Source organism: Micromonospora sp. CNZ297 (genome assembly GCF_007827625.1).
In genome coordinates this window covers 24,878-47,396 of the sequence record NZ_VISU01000010.1, presented here as the reverse complement: position 1 = coordinate 47,396, position 22,519 = coordinate 24,878, and the positions used below count along the sequence as shown (strand labels likewise).

Genomic DNA, 22,519 nt, shown 5'->3' with positions numbered 1-22,519 from the left:
AAAGAGCTATATCGCGTTAGCCTCAGCGGGAATCGCGGGGGATTCGTGCGTCCTCGCGGACGATCGGCGGCCGCTCAGGTCCGCCCGGACGACCAGGAGCAGAAATGATCGAGACCAGGGGGTTGCGGAAGTCGTACCGCTCCCGCGCGGGTCGCGAGACGAAGACCGTGGACGCTGTCCGCGGCGTCAACCTCGACGTGGCGGCGGGGGAGATCTTCGGCTTCCTCGGGCCCAACGGCGCCGGCAAGACCACCACGCTGCGGATGCTCGCCACCCTCATCGAGCCGGACGGTGGCGAGGCCACTGTGGCCGGCGCCGACCTGCGCAAGGACCCGGCCGAGGTGCGCCGCCGGATCGGTTACGTCGCACAGGGCGGCAGCACCTGGGACGAGTCGAGCGCCCGTGAGGAGCTGGTCCTCCAGGCCCGCCTCTACGGCATCGGCAAGGCCGAGGCGCACCGCCGCGCCGAGCGCGCGCTCGAAGCGTTCCAGCTCACCGAGTACGCCGACCGCAAGTGCAAGACCTACTCCGGCGGTCAGCGCCGGCGCGTCGAGATCGCGCTCGGCATCATCCACGAGCCGAAGATCGTCTTCCTGGACGAGCCGACCACCGGCCTCGACCCGCAGAGCCGCGCGCACATGTGGGACGAGATCCGCCGGCTGCGCACCGAGGGGATGACCGTCTTCATCACCACGCACTACCTGGACGAGGCGGACGCGCTCTGCGACCGCATCGCGATCATGGACCACGGCGAGGTGGTCGCCGAGGGCACACCGGCCGAGCTGAAGCGGGAGATCTCCGGCGAGGTGGTGATCGTCGGCCTGGACGCGCCGAGCACCCCGCGCGCCGCCGAACTGCTCGACACCGAGGCGTACGTGAGCAAGCTGGAGACCGTCGACGAGGGCGGCCTGCGCCTCTACGTCGACGAGGGCGCCACCGCCATCCCGCAGGTGCTGCGCCGCCTCGACCACGCCGGGCTGGACCTGCGCTCGATCGAGCTGCACCGCCCCAGCCTGGACGACGTCTTCCTCACCAAGACCGGCCGCTCGCTGCGCGAGTCCTGACCTCCGGAGAAGCTGTCATGAAACTCGCCCGCGACACCTGGCTGATCTTCCAGCGCCAGACGCAACTGCTGCTGCGCAACCCGGTATGGATCTTCGTCGGCGTCTTCCAGCCGGTGATGTACCTGCTTCTGTTCGCCCCGCTGCTCAAGCCGGCGCTGAACGCGCCCACCCAGGCCGCCGCGTACAAGATCTTCGTGCCCGGCCTGCTCGTGCTGCTGGCCATCTTCGGCGGCCTGTTCCAGGGGTTCGGCCTGATCGCCGAGCTGCGCGCCGGCGTGATCGAGCGCTCCCGGGTCACCCCGGTCAGCCGGCTCGCCCTGCTGCTCGGCCGCTCGCTGCGCGACGTCGTCTCGCTGATCGCTCAGGCGATCATCATCACGCTGCTGGCGCTCGCGTTCGACCTGCGCGTGTTCATCGGCAACCTGCTCCTGGCGTACCTGATGCTCGCCCTCATCGCGCTGATGACCTCGGCCGTCTCCTACGGCATCGCGCTCAAGGTCAAGAGCGAGGACGCGCTCGCCCCGCTGATGAACACAGTCGCGCAGCCGGTGCTGCTGCTCTCCGGCATCCTGCTGCCGCTCACCTTCGCCCCCGGCTGGCTCCAGGGCGTGGCCAAGTGGAACCCGTTCTCCTGGGCGGTCGAGGGCACCCGTGCGCTGTTCAACGGCGACCTCGGCAACGACCGCGTCTGGCAGGGCCTCGGCATCATCGCGGTGCTCGCCGCCGCAGGCGTGTTCTGGGCCGCCCGCCAGTTCGCCCGCAGCGTCCGCTGAGCAGGGGAGACCTACCTCTCAGCAGGGGCGGGGCACCGGCCGGGCGCGCGTAGCGTAAGGCCGGTGCCCCGCCTCACCCGTGACCGGATCACCTGGCTGACCTACGCCCAGCTCGGTCTGTGGGGCTTCTTCCTCTACGGGTTCGGCCCGGTCGTACCCCTGCTCCGCGACGAACAGGGCACCAGCGCCGCCGTCGCCGGCCTGCACAGCACCGGCATCGCCGTAGGCGCGCTCGCCGGCGGCGCGCTGTTCGCCCCGGTCGCCCGCCGCCTCGGCCGCGGCCCGGCCATCTGGCTCGGCCTCGCCGGTGTCGCCGCCGGAGTCACCGCGCTCGGCCTGCTCCGTCCGCTGCCGGCCACGCTCGCCTCCGTCGCGGTCATCGCCACCTTCGGCATGATGGTCGTCAGCGGCGTCAGCGTGATGCTCACCGCCCGGCACGGACCCGCCGCCCCCGCCGCGCTCACCGAGGCCAACGCGGCCTGCGCCGGCATGGGCATCCTGGCGCCGCTGACCATCGGCGCCACCGTCGACGCCGGTCTCGGCTGGCGACCGCTGATGGCCGTCGAGGTCGGGCTGATCACGCTCGTCGCGCTCGCCGCCCTGACTTTCCGGGTACGCGGGCCGAAAACCGCCCCCGCTGACGCGGCTGCCGGCATGCCCGTCCCCGTGGCCGTCTCCACCCGGGTGTCCGCTGTCCCCGCCCTCGGGGTTTCCGAGGCCGTCGTGCCTGCTCCCGTCGTCCCCGGTCCCGTGGTGCCTGCTCCCGTCGTCACCGCTCCCGTGGTGCCTGCTTCGGTCGTCCCCGCTCCTGCCGTCCCGGCTTCGGTCGTTCCCGCTCCTGCCGTGCCCGCTTCGGTTGTTCCCGCCTCCGGTGCCGTCGAGGCCGTCGCCACCGATTCCTCCGTCCGGGCCTCGGCCGTTCCCGCCTCCGGGGAGCCCGTTTCCTCCTTCGGCTCCGGTGCGGCGGGGCGGCTGCCGCGGGCGTACTGGATCGCCTGGGTTCTGATGTCCGTCACCGGGTCGATCGAGGTCTGCCTGTCGTTGTGGACCGCCGACGTGCTGCGGACCCATGCCGGGCTGAGCGCGGGCGGGGCGTCGGCGGCGGTCGCTGCGATCGTCTGCGGCATGTTCGCCGGCCGGCTCGCCGGTGGCCGGGCCGCGTTGCGCTGGGCGCCGGTGCCGCTGCTGCTCGGCGCGCTCACCGTCTCGATGGCCGGGTTCGCGCTGTTCTGGGGCAGCACCGTCGGCTGGCTCGCGGTCACCGGGCTGGTCGTGCTCGGGCTCGGCAACGCGCTGCACTACCCGTTGGCGATCTCGATCGCGCTGGCCGTCGCCGGTCCGGCCGCGGACAAGGCGGCGGGCTGGTCCGCGTACTCGATGGGTGTGGGTTTCGGGATCGCACCGGTGGCGCTCGGATGGGTGGCCGACGGCGTCGGCCCACACCCGGCGTTCCTGCTGCTGCCCGCGTTCATCGCAGTGGCGGTGCTGCTGACCGTACGGCTGGGCCGTGCCCTGCCCGCGCCGGTCCGCGCGGCTTGATCGACTCCACCTCGGCGAGGTGGCGGTATCCGGTGCTCAGGGATGCCGCCACTTCGGGGAGGTTGTGTTCGGTCGGCTCAGAGCGTCCGGGCGAGTGTGAGGTCGTCGGCGGTGGGTGTCATGGCCGCCGTGCGCTGCCTGTTTGGTGCGGGTGGCTTGATCGACTCCATGTCGGCGAGGTGGCGGTATCCGGTGCTCAGGGATGCCGCCACTTCGGGGAGGTTGTGTTCGGCTGGCTCAGCGCGCCCGGGCGAGTGTGAGGTCGTCGGCGGTGGGTGTCATGGCCGCCGTGCGTTGCCTGTTTGGTGCGGGTGGCTTGATCGACTCCATGTCGGCGAGGTGGCGGTATCCGGTGCTCAGGGATGCCGCCACCACGGCGAGGTTGTGTTCAGTCGGCTCAGAGCACCCGGGCGAGCGTGACCCCGTCGGCGATCGGCAGCATGACCGCCTCGACCCGGACGTCCGCGATGACCGCGTCGTTGAACGCGGCGATCGCCCGGTCGTCGGCGTTGCGCGGGGCGAGCACCCGGCCGTCGCGCAGCGTGTTGTCGACGGCGATCACCGCGCCGGGACGCATGCGGGGCACCAGCTCGTCCCAGTAGATCGGGTAGCCGACCTTGTCCGCGTCGATGAAAGCGAAGTCCAGGTAACGCTCGCGGGGCAGTTCGCGCAGCGTCTCCGCGGCCGGGCCGATGCGCAGCTCGATGCGGTCCTGCACACCGGCGCGCTGCCAGTAGCGCCGGGCCACGCCCGTGTACTCCTCGGAGATGTCGAAGCAGGTCAACCGGCCGTCCTCGGCCAGCCCTCGGGCGATGGCCAGCGAGGAGAGGCCGGTGAACGTGCCGACCTCGACCGCCTGCCGTACGCCGAGCAGCCGGGTCAGGAACGTCAGGAACGCGGCCTGTTCGGGCGCGACCTGCATGACCGCCTCGGCGGGCAGGGCCGCCCGGGTCTCCTCGGCCAGCTCCTGGACGATCTCGTCCGGGGCGGACCCGTGGGCCACCAGGTAAGCGTGCAGTTCCGGGGTGAGCGGCAGCGGCTTCGTGGTCATGTCCGGACGTTAGCCGAGATGTTCGATCTCCTGGCCCCCGGGCGCGATCTTCGTCCACAGGTCGACGATGCTCAGCTCCACCTCGGCGAGCAGCCGGCGCAGCAACGGCAGGGACAACCCCACCACCGTGCCCGGGTCACCCTCGATCCCGGTCAGGAACGCCCCGCCCAGCCCGTCGATGGTGAACGCGCCCGCCACGGCCAGCGGCTCGCCCGTCGCCACGTACGCGGCGATCTCGTCGTCGCTGACATCCGCGAAGTGCACGGTGGTCGAGGCGACGGCCTCGGCGCGGGACTCGTGGGTCACGTCGATCAGGCAGTGCCCGGTGTGCAGGACACCGCTGTGCCCGCGCATCCGCTGCCACCGCCGGGTGGCGTCCGCCGCGTCATCGGGCTTGCCGAGGATCTCGCCGTCGAAGGCGAGTACCGAGTCACAGCCGAGCACCAGCGTGCGCTCGTCCGGCGAGGGCCGCAGCCGATCACGTACCGCCTGCGCCTTCAGCCGGGCCAGCTCCAGGCACAGATCCTCGGCCCGATCGCTCACCACCTGCGACTCGTCCACGCCGCTGACCAGCACGTCCGGCTCGATCCCGGCGGCCTGGAGCAACTTGCGGCGGGCGGGAGACTGCGAGGCGAGCACGAGGCGCACCGGTACGGAGGTCGACACCCCGCCGACGCTACCGGCTGACCCTCGGCGGCGGGTCGTCGGCACGTCGGCGGCGCCGCCAGAACAGGTACCCGCCGCCCGCCGCCACCAGCACACCGAGCGTGGCGAGCCCGCGTACGGTCGCGCTGCCGTCGTCGCCCTTGTCGGGTGCTGCCTCCGCTGACGCCGGTGGCGTGACGTTGGAGGACTCGAAGCCGAGCGGGGGAACGTCGGCGGTGAGCGCGGCGACCAGGTCGATCACGCCGTAGCCGTACTGGTCGTCGCGGCCGGGTGGCCCCTTGTCGACGGCGGTGGCGGTCAGCCGGTGGGCGACTTCCTGGGCAGGGAGGTTGGGGTACTTGGAGCGGATGAGAGCAGCAGCCCCGGCAACGATCGCAGTCGCATCCGACGTGCCGGTGCCGACTCGATAGCCCTTGTTGAGTCCGGTGCTATAGATGTCAACAGCCGGCGCTACGACATCAATTTCTGGCCCGGTGACTGAGATGTCAGCATGGTTTCCCTGTCGATCAATTCCGCCGACAGCGATCACGCCTGGCTCGCGAGCGGGGTAGCCAACGAGCGGGGATTTGGAAGTGTTGCCGGCTGCCGCGACGACAACGATGTCGGCGCTAAGTGCAGCCCTGACTGCTTGTTGTAGCTCAATATCAGCCCCGGCTGTCAGCGATACGCTGATTACCTGAGCGTGGTTTTCGATCGCGTAGCGAATGGCCATTGCGAGGGCGGCGGATGTGCCGTCCTCGTGAGCTGGAGACGTGTAGATCGGCAATATCTTCGCCTGCGGGGCTATGCCAAGGGCGCTGTGGGTGTTTTGTCCATTGGCCGCTATTAACCCGGCCATGCCAGTTCCGTGTCCGTCCTTATCTTGTTGCCCGTTTCCGGAGCCGCCCGGAATAACGTCGGTGCCTGGCATCAAGTTGTTCGCAAGGTCTGGATGCGTGGTCACTCCGCTGTCAGGAACAGCAACAACAACACGCTCGCCGCGGCTGATGGTGTGTGCTTTGGATGCTTGCAGGTATTGCAGGTGCCACTGGTTTGACTGCCCTCCAAGAGGGCTGCCGCCTATATGGAAAGAGCTGGCCATTAGCAGGACGGCAGATGCAACAGCTTGGAGTCGCGGCATGTTCAACGAGGAAGGCCGATTGCCGGACCCGGGTCTATCGGCCCCTCATCTTCGGGTGCCTGTACAACGGGATCGACCCCCTCGCTAGTCCTCCACGGATTATCGGAGTCCCAGGTGCCTTCCTCGTCCGGCTTCTTGGATGCCCTCTTTAGAGGCCCGAAGCTGCCGGATCCTGCTGTAGTGGGACTGCCGCCGAGAGGATGCAGGTTCGTAGCGTTAATGTGCTGCGCATTCCGCCCCGCTCCTGGTCGGGATCCCGCCCCTCCAGTGGGAGCTGTCCCGGCTGCTCCGCCACCAATGACGCCGCCCACGGGATTTACCCTACGAGGACCGCCGCTGGTCGGTTGAGCCAAGCCCGGAGGAATGTTGCCGCCTATCAGCCCTCCTATTGGTGCTGAGCGTGTAGGGCTGGCAGGTGGGACGGATCCAGATATCGGACTTCCTTGCATCTGATTCGGGCGCGGAGGTCCTGGCCTTACCGAAGGAGGCAGCACAGGGTTGATGCCTGTGGCCGATGGAGTGCTTGGCAGAGCGGTCGGAGGGCTTGGCAAGGCCGGAGATGGAGGCGGTGGATTCACTACGCTGCCCACGCCGCCCAATATCGGACCAGTGCTGGGCGCTGGAAGCATGGGCGTGGTCTGGGTGGTAGTGCGCGGCGGGTTCGTCCTAGCAGGAGGGGTTGCCGGTAGTGGTACCGCAATAATCGGCGGGATCACGGGTGCGACAACCTCCGTCCCAGGCCGCGCGGAAATGTCATCTACCTTTGGTACCGGCTTCGGTGGTGGCTGGCGAAGCATGACCTGGGCGTGCTGGAGTTCGCCGCTCAGTCCCGTCATCAGTCCGCGCGCCCGGACGTTCAACTGCTCCAAGTCGTCGTCCGTCACCGGGGGACGTTCCGGCAACCGGCTGCCCGCCACCGCCTTCGGGTCGGCGATCGTCGCCTCGTACGCCTGCTTCTGCCGCAGCTTCTTCGCGTACTCCTCGTGCAGCGGCTGCAGTTCGGCCCGCGCGCTGCCGATGGCGCGGGCGGCGGCCGCCAACGCGTCGTAGTTCGCGGCGGCGGCGTCGTGGGTGCGCTGCACGCGGTCGATGAGCTGGTCGAGTTCGGCGATGTACGCCCGCGCGGCGGTGTTGGTCTCCGGCGGCCAGGCCTCGGCCAGGCCGCGCCGGTATTCCCGAAGGCGGCTCAGGTGGGCCAGGGCGAGGTCGCAGACCTTGCGCCAGCCGGCTACCTGCTTCCACTGGCCGGCGGTGTCCTGGTCCTGCACGCACGCCCACATGCTGAGGACGTCCATCAGCCGCCAGTCGGTCAGCCCGGAGGTGCGTCCGCTGCCCCGTTCGATCACGGCAGGATCACCCGGCTCTGTTCGGGGGCGGTGGGGTCGGCCAGTGGCGGCATCGGGCGGGCGACGGTGCTCGACGGCCCGGCGAGCGCTCGTTCGACGTCGGCCACTCGGGCGGAGGAGAACGCGTCGGCGTCGCCGTAGTGGGCGGCGATCCGCCCGGCGGCGTCGGCGAGGCGGCCGGTCGCCGGTGCGAGATCCCACACGGCGCTCACCGCGGCGGTCTGGGTGTCGTGGTGGGCCTGGAGGAACTGGACCAGCTCGATGAAGGCGTCGGCCGGGTTGGGCACCGGCGCCTTCATGTCGTCGGCGATGTAGGACAGGTGCGGCGAGTAGTTGCGCGTCACCTCGTCCTGGAGGCGGTCGGCGAACTCCCGCATCTGCCGGATGTCGGCCTCGATGCCGCCGTAGCCGCGCAGCCAGCCGGCTGGCTGGTTGTCCTCCGGGATCATCGGAGCCTCCTGCCCGTCACCACACGGTTTCCCTGAGTGAGGTTAATGGCTCGACGCTGATCCCGGCAGCCCCGCCCCCGTCGCCGCGGGCGGGAGGTGAGCTCAGCGGGGGAGGCCGGAGGCCCGCCACGCGCCGGGCCCCGCGACGGGCCCGGCCAGGGTGGGGCGTGCGCTGCGCGCCCACTGCGACACGGGGGCCGGCGCGGCGGCCTGGGCCGGGCGGGTGCGGACCACGATCGCGCCGACCAGAGCGGCCAGCTCCTCGGCGGTGGGCACGCCACGGACGATCCGGAACAGCGGCTCCTCGGCAGACATGACCCAAGGGTACGCGTCGCGAATTCGACCTTCGCCGTACAGTGGCGTGCCGACGGTGTGGGCGTCGCAGCGGCCGGGTACGGTTTCTGCGATGTCGAACGCGCTCCCCCAACTCGTCGCCGACCGATACCGGCTTCTCACGCCGCTCGGTCAAGGCGGCATGGGCCGCGTCTGGAAGGCGCGGGACGAGGTGCTGCACCGGGACGTGGCCATCAAGGAACTGGTCCCGCCCCCCGGCCTCACCCCGGAGGAGCGCCGCGAGATGCGTGAGCGCTCGCTGCGTGAGGCGCGGGCGATCGCCCGGCTCAACAACGTCAACGTGGTCCGCATCTTCGACGTGCTGCGCACCGACGGCGATCCGTGGATCGTCATGGAGTACGTGGCGTCGAAGTCGTTGCAGGACACCATCGCCGAGGACGGCCCGGTCTCGGTGGCGAAGGCGGTCGAGATCGGCCTCGGCGTGCTGAACGCGCTGAAGGCCGCGCACAAGGCCGGGATCATGCACCGCGACGTCAAGCCGGGCAACGTGCTGCTCGGCGAGGACGGCCGCGTGGTGCTCACCGACTTCGGGCTGGCCACCATCCCCGGCGACCCGAACGTGACACGCACCGGCATGGTGCTGGGCTCGCCCGCGTACATCTCGCCGGAGCGCGCCCGCGACGGCACTGCCGGCCCGGAGGCCGACCTCTGGTCGCTCGGCGCCACGCTCTACGCGGCGGTCGAGGGCAAGTCGCCGTACGCGCGCCCGTCGGCGATCGCCACGCTCGCCGCGCTCGCCACCGAGCCGATGCCGCCGCCGCGCAACGCCGGGCCGCTCAAGCCGGTGCTCCAGGGCCTGCTGCGCAAGGACCCGGACGAGCGGATCACCGCCGAGGTGGCCGAGCGCATGCTGCGCAAGGCCGCCGGCCGGCGGGCCAAGAGCATCTCGCTGCTGGACGGCGTACGCCGGCCCGGGCCGAACGGTCCGCGCGTGCCGCGCCCGCCGCTGGTGCCCGCGCCGCGCCCGGCCGACCAGGCCGAACGCGCCGCGTCCGGGGTCGCCGCAACCGGGGGTACGGCGGCAGCCGCCGACCCGACGGCGAAGGTGCCGGCGACCACCTCGGACGCCGGTCCCACCGCGAAGGTGACCCCGCCGCCCGCCGACCCGACGGCGAAGCTCGACCTGGCGCCCTCGACCGACGAGACGCTTGTGGACGACGAGGCCCGGGTGGACGGCGTCGACCCGGCGCTGGACGAGACGCGGCTCGACGGCGAGCCGGTCACCGACACCCCGGCGCCGGTGAGCCCGGCCGCGTCCGGCTCCGCGCCGGTCAGCCCGGCTCCGGCTTCAGCCGATCCCGCGCCGTCGACCGGCCGGGCGGCGGTGCTGCCGGTCGAGAAGTCCGCGCCCAACCGGCGCAACCTGCTGATCGGCGCACTGGTCCTGCTGCTGCTCGTCGGCCTGGTGGTGGCCGTGCCGCTGCTGAACAGCGGTGACGACGGCGACGGCGGTGAGCCGACGGCCGGCACCTCGGCGTCGGCGGCGCCGCCGCCCGCGCCGAGCGAGAGCGCGTCGCCGAGCGCTCCGGCGGCCAGTGCGTCGGCCAGCCCCACGCCGTCGGCCAGCCCGTCGGCGTCCGGGGCCGCGTTGCCGGCCGGCTGGCGCCTCTACACCGGCCCGAACGGCTTCAAGGTGCCGATCCCGGAGAACTTCCAGGCGCGGGTCGGCGGGGACAACGTCGTGCTCTACGAGGTCGGCGGCAGCCGGCGGGTGCTGTTCATCCAGTGGACGTCCGATCCGAAGCCCGACGCGTACACCGACTGGCAGAAACAGGAGCCGTACCGCGCGTCGCGTGTGCGGGGCTACAAGCTGGTCGGCATCACCAAGTGCGACGGCTACTACCGCACCTGCGCCGACTGGGACTGGCTGGAGACGCGCAACGGCGACACCCGCTTCCACGTCCGCAACCGGGGTGTGGCGACCGCCAGCAACCGGGGCTTCGCGTTGCGCTGGGAGGTGCCCGCAAAGGACTGGGACGCCAACCTGGCCAACTGGGAGATCATCACCAAGGGCTTCGTGCCGGACCGCAAGAACTGACCGGGAATCCCGCGGTTACGAAACTCGCTCGCATGGCTTTCCGTCGTCGGGGGTATGAATCCCTCCGACGACGGAAGGAAGCGCGACATGGGTTACCGACGGAGGTACACCGGCCCGCGGCTGGCACTGTGGATGCTCGTGGCGCTCGGCGACGTCGTACTGCTCCTGATCAGCGCCGGCCTGTCCGCGCCGGTCGCGGTCCTCGGCGTGCTGACGCTCACTGTCGCCGGTGTGGCGGCGTGGCGCCTGATGCGCCGGACGCCGGTGCCCGTCCCGGCCACCGCGCGCCGCAGAGCCTGACCTCGGGTAGGACGACAGCGGGACCGCCTCGTGACGAGGCGGTCCCATTGCTTTCGCGCGCCGGTCAGGTGTTGTTGGCCAGCGCGATCAGCCGGCTGCGGTCACCGTTCCAGTAGTTGCGGTCGACGTTGCCGCTGATCCCGGAGACGGAGCCGGTGCTGGTGTACTGCCAGAAGCTCCAGAACGGGGCGCCGGCCGGCAGCGTGCCCGGCGCGCTGGCCCACCGGGCGAGCCACAGCGGGTGGTTGGCCCACGGGCCGGTCCAGCTGCCGGTGCACTGGTTCCACCAGCTCGTGGTGGTGTAGATGACCGCGTACCGGCCGGTGCGGGAGCGGTAGGTGTTCAGGAAGTCCTGGATCCAGTTGCGCATGCCGGTGGTGCTCAGGCCGTAGCAGTAGCCGCCGCTGTACGGGTTGCCCTCGATGTCCAGCGCGGCGGGAAGCGTACGGCTGTCGGCCGACCAGGCGCCACCGTTGCTGGCCAGGTAGTTGGCCTGGGTGGAACCGGCGGAGATGTTCGGCCGGGCGAAGTGGTACGCCCCGCGGATCACCCCGGCGTTGTACGCGTTGACGTAGTTCGCGTTGAAGTTCGGGTCCTTGTAGCTCGTACCCTCGGTGGCCTTGATGAAGGCGAATTGGATGCCCGAGTTGCGCACGCTGGTCCAGTTGATGCTGCCCTGGTACCGGGAGACGTCGATCCCGGGCGTGGTCGCGGCGGCGGCCGGTCCGGCGGTCGCCACGAGGGCCGCGGCCGCGGTGGCGGCGGCGGCCAGGCCGGCGGCGAGAAGCCGGCGTACGGAGAGTCTGGTACGGGCCATGGTTGCCTCCAGAGGGACGTCCGTTGATTGATGCCCATCTTTGGAGGTTAGTGCCCTAGATCGCAATAGGAAGAAAGGAAATCTTCATCGACGGCCGTCGTTCGCCCAGGTGGCGCGACAGTTGCGGATCAGCGCAGGTCGCTCGGGTCCATCGCCCAGCGGAACGGCTCGGTGACACTGAGCGTCTCACCTGCCTTGGCGACGGCATCCTCGACGTAGTGCGCGCCGTCGAGCCGGTGCAGCCGCAGCGAGTGGCTGTCGCCGTCCTGCTCGACGAGCAGGTACCACGGAATCCGGGCGATCGCGTAGAGCTGCATCTTCAACACCCGGTCGACTCCGGAGTTCCGGGGCGAGACGACCTCGCCGACCAGCGCCACACGTTCCGCGTCCAGGATCGCGCCCTCGTCGTCGGCATCTGTGACGACGAGGTCGGGGATCATGATCCGGTCGACGCCGAGCCGAACGTTGACGCCGTGATGGACGCAGAACCCGACCGGCGCGGCCACCGACTCGACGGCGTTCGCCAACCGGCGCACCACCCGCTGATGCCGCAGGTCCGGGGCGGGGCTGACGACCAGTCCTCGGTCGAACAGTTCGACGCGGTGGTGACCGTCGCCCATCGCGAGATAATCGGCCTCGGTCAGCGGGGTCACGGACGCACCAGTTACCGAATCCACCCGACATCATCTCCGTTCCAGTAACTGCCCGGCCAAGTCTGACCGGCTGCGGGAGCACGCCGGTCGAACGACACGGCTCGGGGCGGTAGGCTCCCCGCCCATGCCCCTGATCGACGGTCTCACCACGCTCTGGGACACGCTGACCAGCGCCCAGCCGGACCCGCCGCCGCTGCTCGTGGTTCTCACCGCCGTGGTCGCGCTCGCGGTGGTCGTGGCCCGGCTGCCCTGGCGGATCGCCCGTAACGCGGTGACCATCGCGCACGAGGGCGGCCACGCGCTCGTCGCGTTGCTCACCGGCCGGCGGCTGCACGGCATCCGGCTGCACTCGGACACCTCCGGGCTCACGCTCTCCGCCGGCCGTCCCACCGGGCCCGGCATGATCCTCACGCTGCTCGCCGGATACGTCGCGCCGTCGCTGCTCGGCCTCGGCGGCGCGTGGCTGCTGGCCGGGAACCGGATCACGCTGCTGCTCTGGCTCGCGGTGGCGCTGCTGCTGGCCATGCTGGTGATGATCCGCAACCTGTTCGGCGTGCTGTCGCTGCTTGTCACCGGTGGGGTGGTGCTCGCCGTCTCCTGGTACACCTCGCCCGAGGTGCAGGCCGCGTTCGCCTGGACGTCGGTCTGGTTCCTGCTGATCGGCGGCGTACGGCCGGTGTTCGAGCTGCACAGGCAACGCGCCCGGGGCCGGATGCCGCAGTCCGACGCCGACCAGCTCGCCCGGATCACGCCGTTCCCGGCGCTGTTCTGGGTGGGCGTGTTCCTGCTGGTGAGCGTGGGCGCACTCGCCGCCGGAGCGCTGCTGCTGGCCGGCCCGATCCTCGCCGAATCGGGCCTCACCGCCTGACCGAGCCGAACCGCATCTCGTCCCGGAGCGGGTCGCCTCGCGGCAGGGCAGAATCGGACCGTGCGATACGTGATCATCGGAGCGGGCGCGGTCGGCGGCACCATCGGCGTACTCCTGGCCGACGCCGGCCACGACGTGACGCTCGTGGCCCGCGGCGCGCACCTGGGCGCGCTCCGGGAGCGGGGTCTGACGCTGCGCACGCCGGACCGTGACGTGACCGGCCGGCTCCCGGCGGTGGCCGGGCCGGACGGGCCGCCGCTGCCGGCGGACACAGTGCTGGTCCTCACCGTGAAGTCGCAGGACACCGTGTCGGCGCTCGACGTCTGGGCGGACGCCCCGGTCGAGGGTGGCGGGACGGCGGGCGAACGGCTGCCGGTCGTGCTGGCCCAGAACGGCGTCGCGAACGAGCCGGCCGCGCTGCGGCGCTTCGCCCGCGTACACCCGGTGTGCGTGTGGCTGCCCGCCACCCACCTGGAGCCGGGCGTGGTGGTCGCCAACGGCCATCCGCATCCGGGCATGCTGCACATCGGCCGCTACCCGAGCGGCGCCGACGACACCAGCCGCGCGGTCGCCGCCGACCTGACCGCCGCCGGGTTCGTCGCGCCGGTGCGCGACGACGTGATGCGCTGGAAGTACGGCAAGCTGCTCGCCAACCTCGGCAACGGCCTCCAGGCGCTGCTCGGCCGGGACGTGCCCGAAGCCCTGTCGAAACGGGTACGCGCCGAGGGCGAGGCGGCGCTCGCGGCCGCCGGCATCGCCCACACCTCGGTCGAGGAGGAGGCCGCCGAACGCGGTGACCTGGTGTCGCACCGGCCGGTCGGCGGCGCGGAGCGCTCCGGCGGCTCCACCTGGCAGAGCCTGGCCCGTGGTGCGGGCTCGGTCGAGACCGACCACCTCAACGGCGAGATCGTGCTGCTCGGGCGACTGCACGGCGTACCGACCCCGGCCAACGCGGCGGTGCAGACCGCGGTACGCCGGGCGGTCCAGGACCGGATCCCGGCCGGCGGCTTCCCGCTCGGCGAGTTGGAGAAATTGCTCGGCTGAGCGGGCAACCCGCGCCGCGCCGCCAGGCGTGTCCCCTCACGAACACGGGGAGGTGGCAGGTGCCCGACAGCGACGGCTTCGACGAGTTCTACCGGGGCAGCCGGCAGCGGCTGCTCGGCTTCGTCTACGTGCTCACCGGCGACCTCGCCGAGGCGCAGGACGCCGTGCAGGAGGCGTACATCCGGGCCTGGCAGCGGTGGTCCACAGTGCGTGCGTACGACGACCCGGAGGCATGGGTACGGGTGGTGGCGAGCCGGATCGCGGTGAGCCGCTGGCGCAGCCTGCGCAGCCGGGCCCGTGCCTACCTGCGCCATGGCGCGGTGGCGGACGTGCCGGCGCCGAGCACCGAGACGCTGGACGTGGTCGCCGCGCTGCGCCGGCTGCCCGAGGCCCAGCGCACCGCGATCGCCATGCACTACCTGCTCGGCATGCCGGTCGCCGAGGTGGCGCGGGAGACCGAGGCCCCGATCGGCACCGTCAAGGCCCGGCTGTCCCGGGGGCGGACCGCGCTCGCCGGGCTGCTCGCCGTGGTGGACCTGGAAGAGGAGGCGGCAGATGCCTGACGACGTCGCGCTCGTGGAGTTGCTGCACCGGGACCTGCGCAACGTCACCTGGCCGGAGCCGGAGGCGATCCGGGCCACGGCCCGGCGGCGCAGCCGGCGCTCCGCCGCGCTCGCCGCGGTCTCGGTGGTGGTCGTCGCGGCGCTCACCGCGACCCTCGTGGATCGGGGCGGTGCGCCGCTACCGCCCGCCGGCGCCGTCGACGGGCCGGGGGAGATCGTGGCCGAGGCGATGCTGGAACCGGCCGACATCCCCGTTCCCACAGGCGAGCGGCTCAGCGAGACCGGCCTCGACGAGCCGGTCCGGGTCGACGACCTCCTCCAGGTCTGCGCCCGGGAACAGGGGCGGCCGGCCGAGGAACCGCGCTCGCGCTACTCGCGGTCGCAGACCCTGATGGAACCGCCGACCGAGCCCGCGACCACCGTCGGATCGGTCCTCACCCAAGAGGTCTACCGGATGGAACCCGGGGCGGCGGGCCGGTTCGTCACCGACCTGGAGGGCACTGTCGCGGCCTGCGGCGCGTGGCGGACGACGGGCCAGGCCTACACCGAGCGGGGGATGGTCAGCGCCGAGGTCGTGCACCGCTGGTACGTCGCGGCGAGCGGCTTCGCCGGAGATCAGGCGCTGCTGCTGCGCCACGAGGCGAGCGTGCCGCCGGACCAGGCGACCGGCCGGCCGCCCGGCTATACGCCGTTGTACGAGGACCGGCTGGTCGTAAGGGTGGGTGACCTGGTGACGGTGCTGATCCCGTCCGGCCGGCTGCGGACCGACCTGCCCCAGGGCCAGGTGCCCGAGGCCAGGGTGACCGAGGAACAGGTACGGCAGATGGCGCGGGTCGCGGCCGAGCGGATGTGCGTGGCCGCGAACCCGGGCTGCTGACGCCGGTGCCCCGCCGACTCGGTGGCGGGGCACCAGGTCGGCTACAGCGGGATGTTGCCGTGCTTCTTCGGCGGCAGCGTCTCGCGCTTGGTGCGCAGCACCCGCAGCGCCCGCACGATCTGGGTACGCGTCTCGTGCGGCGGGATCACCCCGTCGACGTAGCCGCGCTCGGCGGCGATGTACGGGTTGGCGAGCGTGTCCTCGTACTCGGCGATCTTCTCGGCGCGGACGGCGGCCGGGTCCTCGGCGTTCGCCAGCTCCGAGCGGTAGAGGATGTTCACCGCGCCCTGCGCGCCCATCACCGCGATCTGCGCGGTCGGCCAGGCGAAGTTCAGGTCCGCGCCGAGGTGCTTGGAGCCCATCACGTCGTACGCGCCGCCGTAGGCCTTGCGGGTGATGACTGTGACCTTCGGGACGGTGGCCTCGGCGTACGCGTAGATGAGCTTCGCGCCGCGGCGGATGATGCCGTCCCACTCCTGGCCGGTGCCGGGCAGGAAACCGGGCACGTCGACGAAGGTGAGCACCGGGACGTTGAACGCGTCGCAGGTGCGCACGAACCGGGCCGCCTTCTCCGACGCGGCGATGTCGAGCGTGCCGGCGAACTGCATCGGCTGGTTCGCCACCACGCCCACCGGGCGCCCCTCGACGCGGCCGAAACCGACCACCATGTTCTGCGCGTACAGCGGCTGCACCTCGAGGAACTCGCCGTCGTCGAGCACGTGCTCGATGACCCGGTGCATGTCGTACGGCTGGTTCGCCGAGTCCGGGATCAGCGTGTCCAGCTCCCGGTCCTCATCGGTGACGTCGAGGATCGCGGGCGCGTCGAAGACCGGCGGCTCGTCCAGGTTGTTCGACGGCAGGTACGACAGCAGCGCCTTGACGTACTCGATCGCGTCCTCCTCGTCGGTGCCGAGGTAGTGCGCGTTGCCGCTGCGGGTGTTGTGGGTGCGGGCGCCGCCCAGTTCCTCCATGCCGACGTCCTCGCCGGTGACCGTCTTGATCACGTCGGGGCCGGTGATGAACATGTGCGAGGTCTGGTCGACCATGACGGTGAAGTCGGTGACCGCCGGGGAGTAGACGGCGCCGCCCGCGCACGGGCCCATGATCAGCGAGATCTGCGGGATGACGCCGCTGGCCCGGACGTTGCGGAAGAAGATCTCGCCGTAGAGGCCGAGGGAGGTGACGCCCTCCTGGATCCGCGCGCCGCCGGAGTCGTTGATGCCGACGACCGGGCAGCCGATCTTCATGGCGAGGTCCATCAGCTTGACGATCTTCTCGCCGAAGACCTCGCCGAGGGAGCCGCCGAAGACGGTGAAGTCCTGCGAGAAGACGCAGACCTGCCGGCCGTCCACGGTGCCGTAGCCGGTCACCACGCCGTCCCCGTACGGGCGGGTCTTCTCCAGCCCGAAGTTGGTCGAGCGGTGCCGGGCGAACTCGTCCAGCTCGACGAACGAGCCCTCGTCGAGGAGCATCTCGATCCGCTCGCGGGCGGTCTTCTTGCCCCGCGCGTGCTGCTTCTCGACCGCGCGTGCCGACCCGGCGTGCACCGCCTCGTCGAGCCGTCGCTCCAGGTCCGCCAGCTTGCCGGCGGTCGTGTGGATGTTGAACCCGGTCTCGGTAGTCACCCGTGGAATATAACGATGGTTCAGGTGTCTGAGGCTGTGCAGTGCGCCTCACCGCTTCGCGGCGACCGGCGGACCCGGTGGCCGTAGGCTGGCGGGATGCCCGGTTCGCCGTACACCGATCTGGACCGACCGCCGCTGTCGGCGGCCCGGCTGCGGCGCGCGCTCGTCGCGCCGCACGGGCCCTGGCGCCGGTTGGAGTTGCTGGCCGAGACCGGCTCGACGAACGCGGACGTGGTGGCCGCGGCGCGGGCCGGCGAGCCGGAGGGCCTGGTGGTGGTCGCCGAGCGGCAGACCGCCGGCCGCGGCCGCCGGGGCCGCGTCTGGCAGTCGCCGCCGCGCGCCGGTCTCGCGACGAGCGTGCTGCTGCGGCCCGGCGAGGCGGTCGCGGAGCGCGGCTGGTCGCCCGTGCCCACCACCGGGTACGGCTGGCTGCCGCTGCTGGCCGGTGTCGCGCTGGCCGAGGCGGTACGGCTGCTGGCCGAGCTGGACGCGCGGCTGAAGTGGCCCAACGACCTGCTGGTGGACGGTGCGAAGTGCGCCGGGGTGCTGGCCGAGGCGGTGCCGGGGGAGAACGACATGCCCCCCGCGATCGTGGTCGGTGTCGGGCTGAACGTGACGCTGCGCGCCGACGAGCTGCCCGAGAACCCGACCGGGCTGCCCGCCACCTCGCTCCAGCTCGCCGGCGCCACCGCCACCGACCGCGATCCGCTGCTGCGGGCGCTGCTGCGCTCGCTCGCCGACTGGTACGAGCGCTGGCGTGACGCCGGAGGCGACGCGGAGGCCAGCGGGCTGCGTGAGGCGTACCTGGCGGGGTGCGCCACCGTCGGGCGCCAGGTGCGGGTGCTGCTGCCCGACGGCCGCGAGGCGCACGGCACCGCCACCGGCGTGGACGCCGACGGGCAGCTCCTGGTCGAGACGGGCGCCGAGACGCTGCGGCTGGCCGCAGGCGACGTGCTGCACCTGCGGTGAAAGGAAGGGCACCCTCTTAACGCCTCCGGTAGAGGAAGGGCCCCCTGTTAACAACCACGGGTAGCCGTCCGCGCGGCCGATGCCGGCCGGATGCGCCGACCGGTTACGGTCAGCGCGTCCGGTTCTGCGAGGAGGTTCAGCCGTGGCGTTCCCCGAAGACGTGCTCACCGAGGACGAGCACGTCGTGTTGCACCTGCACCCGCACTGGAAGGCCCTGATCCGGCCGGTCCTGGTGCTCGTGCTCGCCGTCGCGGCGGTCGTCGCCGGGTGGCTCCTGCTGCCCGACGGCAGCGGCGGCACGATCGCGCTCTACGCGATCGCGGTGGTCGGCCTGGCACTGGTGCTGTGGCTGGGTCTGTGGCCGTTCCTGGTCTGGCGCACCACGCACTACCTGTTCACCAACGAGCGGGTGCTGCTCCAGCAGGGGGTGCTGTCGCGTAACCGGCGGGACCTGCCGCTGACCCGGATCAACGACCACGCCATGCACCAGCGTTTCGTGGAGCGGCTGCTCGGCTGCGGCACGCTGACCATCGAGTCGGCGGGTGAGCGCGGCCAGTCGGTGCTGCACGACGTGCCGGGCGTGGACAAGGTTCAGACGAAGCTCTACGAGCTGGTCGAGGCGCACCACGACAAGCACAGCCTGGGTGACGGCGAGATGCGCGAGATCCTGGCCGACATGACCGAGGGCAAGGCCCTGCGCGACCAGCCCTGACGTTGACCGACGGAAAAGGCCGGCACCCCGTGTCAGGGGTGCCGGCCTTTCGTCGTTCAGCGGCGGGCGCGGCGGGGCTCGAGTTCCGCGGCGAGTTCGGCGTCCAGGTCGGCGCCGAGCGCGCCACCCAGTCCGGCGTCCGCCGGTGCGGGGCGGCCACGCGGTGGCGGGAAGTCGGCCACCCGGCCGGCGCCCGGAGCTGGTTCCTCCTCCTCCAGCTCGCTGACCGACTCGGCCAGCTCGGCCACCGGGTCCATCTCGGCGACGTTGTCCCACTCGTCACGCGGCACCGAGTGCCAGGTCTCCTCGGCGTGCTTGGGTACCGGCTGGAAGACGAACGTGCGGTACGACCAGAAGCGGAACAGCGTGGCCAGCAGGACACCGATGGTCTTGGCGACGTTCAGCGCGAGCAGGCCGTGTACGCCGAGGCCGTACTTGGCCAGGGCCAGGACGCCGAGTTCGATGAGCAGACCCGCGCCGTTGAAGAGGAAGAACAGGACGTATTCGCGCCGGAGTGCCGATTTCGGTCGATCACGGTACGTCCAGTGACGATTCATCAGATACGACGTGATCGTGGCGACAATCGTCGCGATCACTGTCGCCTTCAGCTGACCGTCACGGAAAACCGTGAGTGCCAGCGCATTGAACACCGCGTAATTGATGACGGTGTTGATGCCGCCGACGATGCCGAATTTGAGCGCCTCGTGGATGAACTTCTGCCAGCGCTCGGGCAGCAGACGGACTCCAGGCATGCGGAACACCTTAGGCAGTTGGCTGGGCCGGCTGGGCCCGGCGGGTCGGGATGGGCGGTTCGTCACGCCCCGGACTCTCGGTCGTGGCTCGTTGCCGGAACGGGAGGTGTTCCCGCCTCGACGAAGACGAACCGTCGGTACGACCAGAACCGGAAGAGCGTCCCCAGGCCGGTGCCGACGACGAAGCTGGCGATGTTGTCGGCCAGGGGCGTCTGGAACACCGCGGGCCAGATCGCACCCAGCCCGTAGTGGCTGATCGCCAGGCAGGCCACCGCGATGCCGAGGCCGACCGCGTTGAAGAAGAAGAACAGCGCGTACTCGCGGGCCGGGTTCGACCGCTGCCGGTGCCGCCACGTCCAGAACCGGTTGCCGAGGAAGGCGACGGTCGCGGCGATCACCGTGGAGATGGTCTTCGCGGCCAGCGGCGCCATGTCCCGGCCGCTGGACAGGTAGTTGAAGAGGATGAAGTCCACGACGAAGGCCAGGCCGCCGACGGTGGCGAACTTGCTCAGCTCGTGGATGAGGTGACCGAAACGGTCGAGCAGTGCTCCGATCGGACCCCGGCGGGTCTGCGGAGCCCCCGGTTGGTCTCCGGTCATCGTCGCGGCCACCCGCCGAGAGTACCGGTTGCGCGGTAACCGGGCGGACTGCAACGGCGAGTCGGCCACGACGGCTTCGCCGCGGCCGTCGCGCTCGGGCTGCCTGGGTCGGAGAGGCGTCGCCCGTTCTCGATGTCCGTGAGCAGAGCGTAACGCGCTGTGCGAATCTGTGGAGCGCATCACGGAATCGTCTTTCGCGACATGTTCGTACGCTTCAACGCGATCGGGCGTCGCGGTCACTCGGTGCCGGACCCGGCCGTCGAAGGTTCACCGCAGGATTTGCGTGAAACTGCGCGCGAAAGCGGGTATCAGATCGTGATGCCGCAGCGTGGCCGTACCTTGTGCAGTTCTTCACAACCAGTCCCACTGACTGACGAGGCAGTCCGGTTTACGCTGAGCCCAATCCCAGGTTTCCACGAGGCGGCGTACCAGCCCGCCGGAACTCGTGCACCCCATAGATCGGTCAGCGTCGACCACAAGGAGAAGTGACATGGTTGCTCCGGCTGCTGTTCGGGGTATCGATCAGGCCCCGACGTCCAACCCCAAGCTGCTCGCCTGGGTACGTGAGGTCGCGGAACTGACCACCCCGGACCGTGTGGTCTGGGTGGACGGGTCTGATGAGGAGTGGCGCCGCCTCACCGACGAACTCGTCGAGAACGGCACCCTGATCCGCCTCAATCCCGAGAAGAAGCCCAACTCGTTCTACGCGCGTACCGACCCCACGGACGTCGCCCGGGTGGAGGAGCGCACCTTCATCTGCTCCGTCGACGAGGCGGACGCCGGCCCCACCAACAACTGGATGGCGCCGGCCGAGATGAAGCGGACGATGACGGAGCTGTACCGCGGCAGCATGCGCGGGCGCACCATGTACGTCATCCCGTTCTGCATGGGCCCGGTCGAGGCCGAGAACCCCATGTTCGGCGTGGAGATCACCGACAGCCCGTACGTCGTCGCCTCGATGCGGATCATGACCCGGATGGGGTCGTCGATCCTGGAGGCGATGGGCGACGACGCCGACTTCGTGCACGCGCTGCACTCCATCGGCGCCCCGCTCGCGCCGGGTGCGCAGGACGTGGCGTGGCCGTGCAACGAGACCAAGTACATCTCGCACTTCCCGGAGACCCGGGAGATCTGGTCGTACGGCTCCGGCTACGGCGGCAACTCGCTGCTCGGCAAGAAGTGCTACTCGCTGCGTATCGCCAGCGTGATGGGGCGCGACGAGGGCTGGCTCGCCGAGCACATGCTGATCCTCAAGATCACCTCGCCGGAGGGCAAGGTCTACCACATCGCCGGCGCCTTCCCGTCGGCCTGCGGCAAGACCAACCTCGCCATGCTGGAGCCGACCATCCCGGGCTGGAAGGTCGAGACCATCGGCGACGACATCGCCTGGATGCGGTTCGGCGCGGACGGCCGCCTCTACGCGATCAACCCCGAGTACGGCCTGTTCGGCGTCGCACCCGGCACCGACTGGAAGACCAACGCCAACGCCATGCGGACGCTGGACCGGGGCAACTCCATCTTCACCAACGTGGCGCTCACCGACGACGGCGACATCTGGTGGGAGGGCATGGGTGAGCCGCCGGCGCACCTGATCGACTGGAAGGGCAACGACTGGACGCCGGAGAGCGAGAGCCTCTCCTCGCACGCGAACAGCCGTTTCTGCACGCCGATCACGCAGTGCCCGATCCTGGCCGACGACTACTACGACCCGAACGGCGTGCCGATCGACGCGATCCTGTTCGGTGGCCGCCGCCGGGACACCATCCCGCTGGTCACCGAGGCCCGCGACTGGGTGCACGGCGTCTACATGGGCGCCACGCTCTCCTCGGAGACGACCGCTGCCGCCTCCGGCGCGGTCGGCGTGGTCCGCCGCGACCCGATGGCCATGCTGCCGTTCATCGGTTACAACGCCGGCGACTACTTCCGGCACTGGATCGAGATGGGCAAGGGCGCGGACGGCGACGAGGCCAAGCTGCCCAAGATCTACTACGTGAACTGGTTCCGCAAGGACGCCGAGGGCAACTTCCTCTGGCCGGGCTTCGGCGAGAACTCCCGCGTGCTCAAGTGGGTCATCGAGCGGCTGGAGGGCCGGGCCGAGGCCGTGGAGACGCCGATCGGCATGGTCCCGGCGCAGGACGCGCTCGACGTCGAGGGTCTGGACATGACCCCGGAGGACGTCCGGATCGCGCTGAAGGTCGACCCGGACGAGTGGCGCAACGAGCTGCCGCTGGTCACCGAGTGGTTCGAGAAGTTCGGGGACAAGCTCCCCGGCGTGCTCTGGGCCGAGCTGGACGCGCTGCGCGCCCGGCTGGACGCGGAGCCGCAGAAGTAACAGGTGTG

The 22,519-nt window shown here is 70.9% G+C and carries 25 protein-coding genes; 13 read left to right on the top strand and 12 right to left on the bottom strand.

Translation table 11 applies throughout. The annotated features are described in order from the left end of the window. Nucleotides 1–104: 104 nt before the first annotated feature. The 3 genes from FB454_RS18785 (at nt 105) to FB454_RS18775 (ending at nt 3,376) form a co-directional block, all read left to right on the top strand. A complete protein-coding gene (locus FB454_RS18785) occupies nt 105–1,064 on the top strand; it encodes an ATP-binding cassette domain-containing protein (RefSeq protein WP_145823249.1) in 960 nt (319 codons plus the stop codon). 17 nt (nt 1,065–1,081) lie between these two features. Next, nucleotides 1,082–1,837 (top strand): ABC transporter permease, encoded by a 756-nt coding sequence (locus FB454_RS18780; protein ID WP_013284036.1) that lies wholly within the window; start codon nt 1,082–1,084, stop codon nt 1,835–1,837. Between the two features lie 63 nt (nt 1,838–1,900). Beyond that, a complete protein-coding gene (locus FB454_RS18775) occupies nt 1,901–3,376 on the top strand; it encodes an MFS transporter (protein ID WP_145823248.1) in 1,476 nt (491 codons plus the stop codon). A gap of 77 nt (nt 3,377–3,453) precedes the next feature. On the opposite strand, the gene FB454_RS35440 is transcribed toward FB454_RS18775, so the two are convergent. From FB454_RS35440 to FB454_RS18760, 5 genes are read right to left on the bottom strand one after another with little or no spacing between them, the layout of a single operon-like run. After that, complete coding sequence (locus tag FB454_RS35440) at nt 3,454–3,588, bottom strand: hypothetical protein (RefSeq protein WP_486481553.1); 135 nt, start codon at nt 3,586–3,588, stop codon at nt 3,454–3,456. 25 nt (nt 3,589–3,613) lie between these two features. Continuing rightward, nucleotides 3,614–3,748, bottom strand: coding sequence for a hypothetical protein (locus FB454_RS35435; protein WP_486481552.1), 135 nt, complete (start codon nt 3,746–3,748; stop codon nt 3,614–3,616). A gap of 25 nt (nt 3,749–3,773) precedes the next feature. Next, entirely contained in the window at nt 3,774–4,427 is a 654-nt protein-coding gene (locus FB454_RS18770; protein ID WP_013474001.1) for an O-methyltransferase, read from the bottom strand. 9 nt (nt 4,428–4,436) lie between these two features. Then, on the bottom strand, nt 4,437–5,093 hold the full coding sequence (locus FB454_RS18765) for a Maf family protein (RefSeq protein WP_013284039.1): 657 nt from the start codon (nt 5,091–5,093) through the stop codon (nt 4,437–4,439). A gap of 10 nt (nt 5,094–5,103) precedes the next feature. Further along, the gene (locus tag FB454_RS18760; RefSeq protein ID WP_145754372.1) at nt 5,104–6,213 is read right to left on the bottom strand and encodes a S8 family serine peptidase; all 1,110 of its coding nucleotides are present in this window, start codon (nt 6,211–6,213) and stop codon (nt 5,104–5,106) included. Between the two features lie 795 nt (nt 6,214–7,008). Here FB454_RS18760 and FB454_RS18755 point away from each other — a divergent pair. Next, a complete protein-coding gene (locus FB454_RS18755) occupies nt 7,009–7,263 on the top strand; it encodes a hypothetical protein (RefSeq protein ID WP_145754369.1) in 255 nt (84 codons plus the stop codon). Nucleotides 7,264–7,555: 292 nt separating this feature from the next. On the opposite strand, the gene FB454_RS18750 is transcribed toward FB454_RS18755, so the two are convergent. Together FB454_RS18750 and FB454_RS18745 are read right to left on the bottom strand one after the other, a co-directional pair. Next, nucleotides 7,556–8,008 (bottom strand): hypothetical protein, encoded by a 453-nt coding sequence (locus FB454_RS18750; protein ID WP_013284042.1) that lies wholly within the window; start codon nt 8,006–8,008, stop codon nt 7,556–7,558. A 102-nt stretch (nt 8,009–8,110) separates the two neighbouring features. Continuing rightward, nucleotides 8,111–8,323, bottom strand: a complete 213-nt coding sequence (locus tag FB454_RS18745) for an acyl-CoA carboxylase subunit epsilon (protein WP_145823247.1) — start codon at nt 8,321–8,323, stop codon at nt 8,111–8,113. 91 nt (nt 8,324–8,414) lie between these two features. On the opposite strand from FB454_RS18745, the gene FB454_RS18740 reads away from it, so the two are divergent. Further along, on the top strand, nt 8,415–10,400 hold the full coding sequence (locus FB454_RS18740; RefSeq protein WP_145823246.1) for a serine/threonine-protein kinase: 1,986 nt from the start codon (nt 8,415–8,417) through the stop codon (nt 10,398–10,400). Nucleotides 10,401–10,487: 87 nt separating this feature from the next. Beyond that, nucleotides 10,488–10,700 (top strand): hypothetical protein, encoded by a 213-nt coding sequence (locus FB454_RS18735; RefSeq protein WP_013284045.1) that lies wholly within the window; start codon nt 10,488–10,490, stop codon nt 10,698–10,700. A 64-nt stretch (nt 10,701–10,764) separates the two neighbouring features. Here FB454_RS18735 and FB454_RS18730 read toward each other — a convergent pair whose 3' ends face one another. Then, nucleotides 10,765–11,517: a GH25 family lysozyme gene (locus tag FB454_RS18730; RefSeq protein ID WP_013284046.1), complete on the bottom strand. Its 753-nt coding sequence runs from the start codon at nt 11,515–11,517 to the stop codon at nt 10,765–10,767. Nucleotides 11,518–11,645: 128 nt separating this feature from the next. Further along, nucleotides 11,646–12,194: a Uma2 family endonuclease gene (locus tag FB454_RS18725; protein WP_013474008.1), complete on the bottom strand. Its 549-nt coding sequence runs from the start codon at nt 12,192–12,194 to the stop codon at nt 11,646–11,648. 100 nt (nt 12,195–12,294) lie between these two features. Here FB454_RS18725 and FB454_RS18720 point away from each other — a divergent pair, with 100 nt between their 5' ends. The 4 genes from FB454_RS18720 to FB454_RS18705 are packed head-to-tail and all read left to right on the top strand — an operon-like array spanning nt 12,295 to nt 15,522. Beyond that, nucleotides 12,295–13,038 (top strand): M50 family metallopeptidase, encoded by a 744-nt coding sequence (locus tag FB454_RS18720; protein ID WP_145754366.1) that lies wholly within the window; start codon nt 12,295–12,297, stop codon nt 13,036–13,038. Between the two features lie 60 nt (nt 13,039–13,098). Further along, nucleotides 13,099–14,082, top strand: coding sequence for a 2-dehydropantoate 2-reductase N-terminal domain-containing protein (locus tag FB454_RS18715; protein ID WP_145823245.1), 984 nt, complete (start codon nt 13,099–13,101; stop codon nt 14,080–14,082). Between the two features lie 59 nt (nt 14,083–14,141). Next, entirely contained in the window at nt 14,142–14,645 is a 504-nt protein-coding gene (locus FB454_RS18710) for a SigE family RNA polymerase sigma factor (protein ID WP_013284050.1), read from the top strand. Then, nucleotides 14,638–15,522, top strand: coding sequence for a hypothetical protein (locus tag FB454_RS18705; protein ID WP_114919454.1), 885 nt, complete (start codon nt 14,638–14,640; stop codon nt 15,520–15,522). Before FB454_RS18710 ends, FB454_RS18705 begins: the two co-directional genes overlap by 8 nt. Nucleotides 15,523–15,563: 41 nt before the next feature. Here the strand turns inward: FB454_RS18705 and FB454_RS18700 are convergent, their stop codons facing one another. Next, entirely contained in the window at nt 15,564–17,147 is a 1,584-nt protein-coding gene (locus tag FB454_RS18700; RefSeq protein WP_013284052.1) for an acyl-CoA carboxylase subunit beta, read from the bottom strand. 96 nt (nt 17,148–17,243) lie between these two features. Here FB454_RS18700 and FB454_RS18695 point away from each other — a divergent pair, with 96 nt between their 5' ends. Then, complete coding sequence (locus FB454_RS18695) at nt 17,244–18,116, top strand: biotin--[acetyl-CoA-carboxylase] ligase (RefSeq protein WP_145823244.1); 873 nt, start codon at nt 17,244–17,246, stop codon at nt 18,114–18,116. Nucleotides 18,117–18,258: 142 nt separating this feature from the next. Further along, nucleotides 18,259–18,828 (top strand): PH domain-containing protein, encoded by a 570-nt coding sequence (locus tag FB454_RS18690; protein WP_013284054.1) that lies wholly within the window; start codon nt 18,259–18,261, stop codon nt 18,826–18,828. Nucleotides 18,829–18,884: 56 nt separating this feature from the next. On the opposite strand, the gene FB454_RS18685 is transcribed toward FB454_RS18690, so the two are convergent. Together FB454_RS18685 and FB454_RS18680 are read right to left on the bottom strand one after the other, a co-directional pair. Then, entirely contained in the window at nt 18,885–19,580 is a 696-nt protein-coding gene (locus FB454_RS18685) for a GtrA family protein (RefSeq protein WP_145823243.1), read from the bottom strand. Nucleotides 19,581–19,642: 62 nt separating this feature from the next. Further along, nucleotides 19,643–20,179 (bottom strand): GtrA family protein, encoded by a 537-nt coding sequence (locus tag FB454_RS18680; protein WP_013284056.1) that lies wholly within the window; start codon nt 20,177–20,179, stop codon nt 19,643–19,645. 490 nt (nt 20,180–20,669) lie between these two features. Here FB454_RS18680 and FB454_RS18670 point away from each other — a divergent pair, with 490 nt between their 5' ends. Next, nucleotides 20,670–22,511 carry a phosphoenolpyruvate carboxykinase (GTP) gene (locus tag FB454_RS18670; protein WP_145823242.1) on the top strand — a complete coding sequence of 614 codons (1,842 nt, stop codon included), beginning with the start codon at nt 20,670–20,672 and terminating at the stop codon, nt 22,509–22,511. Nucleotides 22,512–22,519: the final 8 nt, after the last annotated feature.

What these genes read in the sequence shown, in the direction of transcription:
- FB454_RS18745 (WP_145823247.1), bottom strand. Translation starts at nt 8,323, where the DNA reads ATGTCTGCCGAGGAGCCGCTGTTCCGGATCGTCCGTGGCGTGCCCACC.
- FB454_RS18685 (WP_145823243.1), bottom strand. Translation starts at nt 19,580, where the DNA reads ATGCCTGGAGTCCGTCTGCTGCCCGAGCGCTGGCAGAAGTTCATCCAC.
- FB454_RS18750 (WP_013284042.1), bottom strand. Translation starts at nt 8,008, where the DNA reads ATGATCCCGGAGGACAACCAGCCAGCCGGCTGGCTGCGCGGCTACGGC.
- FB454_RS18720 (WP_145754366.1), top strand. Translation starts at nt 12,295, where the DNA reads ATGCCCCTGATCGACGGTCTCACCACGCTCTGGGACACGCTGACCAGC.
- FB454_RS18780 (WP_013284036.1), top strand. Translation starts at nt 1,082, where the DNA reads ATGAAACTCGCCCGCGACACCTGGCTGATCTTCCAGCGCCAGACGCAA.
- FB454_RS18770 (WP_013474001.1), bottom strand. Translation starts at nt 4,427, where the DNA reads ATGACCACGAAGCCGCTGCCGCTCACCCCGGAACTGCACGCTTACCTG.
- FB454_RS18730 (WP_013284046.1), bottom strand. Translation starts at nt 11,517, where the DNA reads ATGGCCCGTACCAGACTCTCCGTACGCCGGCTTCTCGCCGCCGGCCTG.
- FB454_RS18755 (WP_145754369.1), top strand. Translation starts at nt 7,009, where the DNA reads ATGACCTGGGCGTGCTGGAGTTCGCCGCTCAGTCCCGTCATCAGTCCG.
- FB454_RS18670 (WP_145823242.1), top strand. Translation starts at nt 20,670, where the DNA reads ATGGTTGCTCCGGCTGCTGTTCGGGGTATCGATCAGGCCCCGACGTCC.
- FB454_RS18680 (WP_013284056.1), bottom strand. Translation starts at nt 20,179, where the DNA reads ATGACCGGAGACCAACCGGGGGCTCCGCAGACCCGCCGGGGTCCGATC.
- FB454_RS18695 (WP_145823244.1), top strand. Translation starts at nt 17,244, where the DNA reads ATGCCCGGTTCGCCGTACACCGATCTGGACCGACCGCCGCTGTCGGCG.
- FB454_RS18740 (WP_145823246.1), top strand. Translation starts at nt 8,415, where the DNA reads ATGTCGAACGCGCTCCCCCAACTCGTCGCCGACCGATACCGGCTTCTC.
- FB454_RS18735 (WP_013284045.1), top strand. Translation starts at nt 10,488, where the DNA reads ATGGGTTACCGACGGAGGTACACCGGCCCGCGGCTGGCACTGTGGATG.
- FB454_RS18705 (WP_114919454.1), top strand. Translation starts at nt 14,638, where the DNA reads ATGCCTGACGACGTCGCGCTCGTGGAGTTGCTGCACCGGGACCTGCGC.
- FB454_RS18785 (WP_145823249.1), top strand. Translation starts at nt 105, where the DNA reads ATGATCGAGACCAGGGGGTTGCGGAAGTCGTACCGCTCCCGCGCGGGT.
- FB454_RS18760 (WP_145754372.1), bottom strand. Translation starts at nt 6,213, where the DNA reads ATGCCGCGACTCCAAGCTGTTGCATCTGCCGTCCTGCTAATGGCCAGC.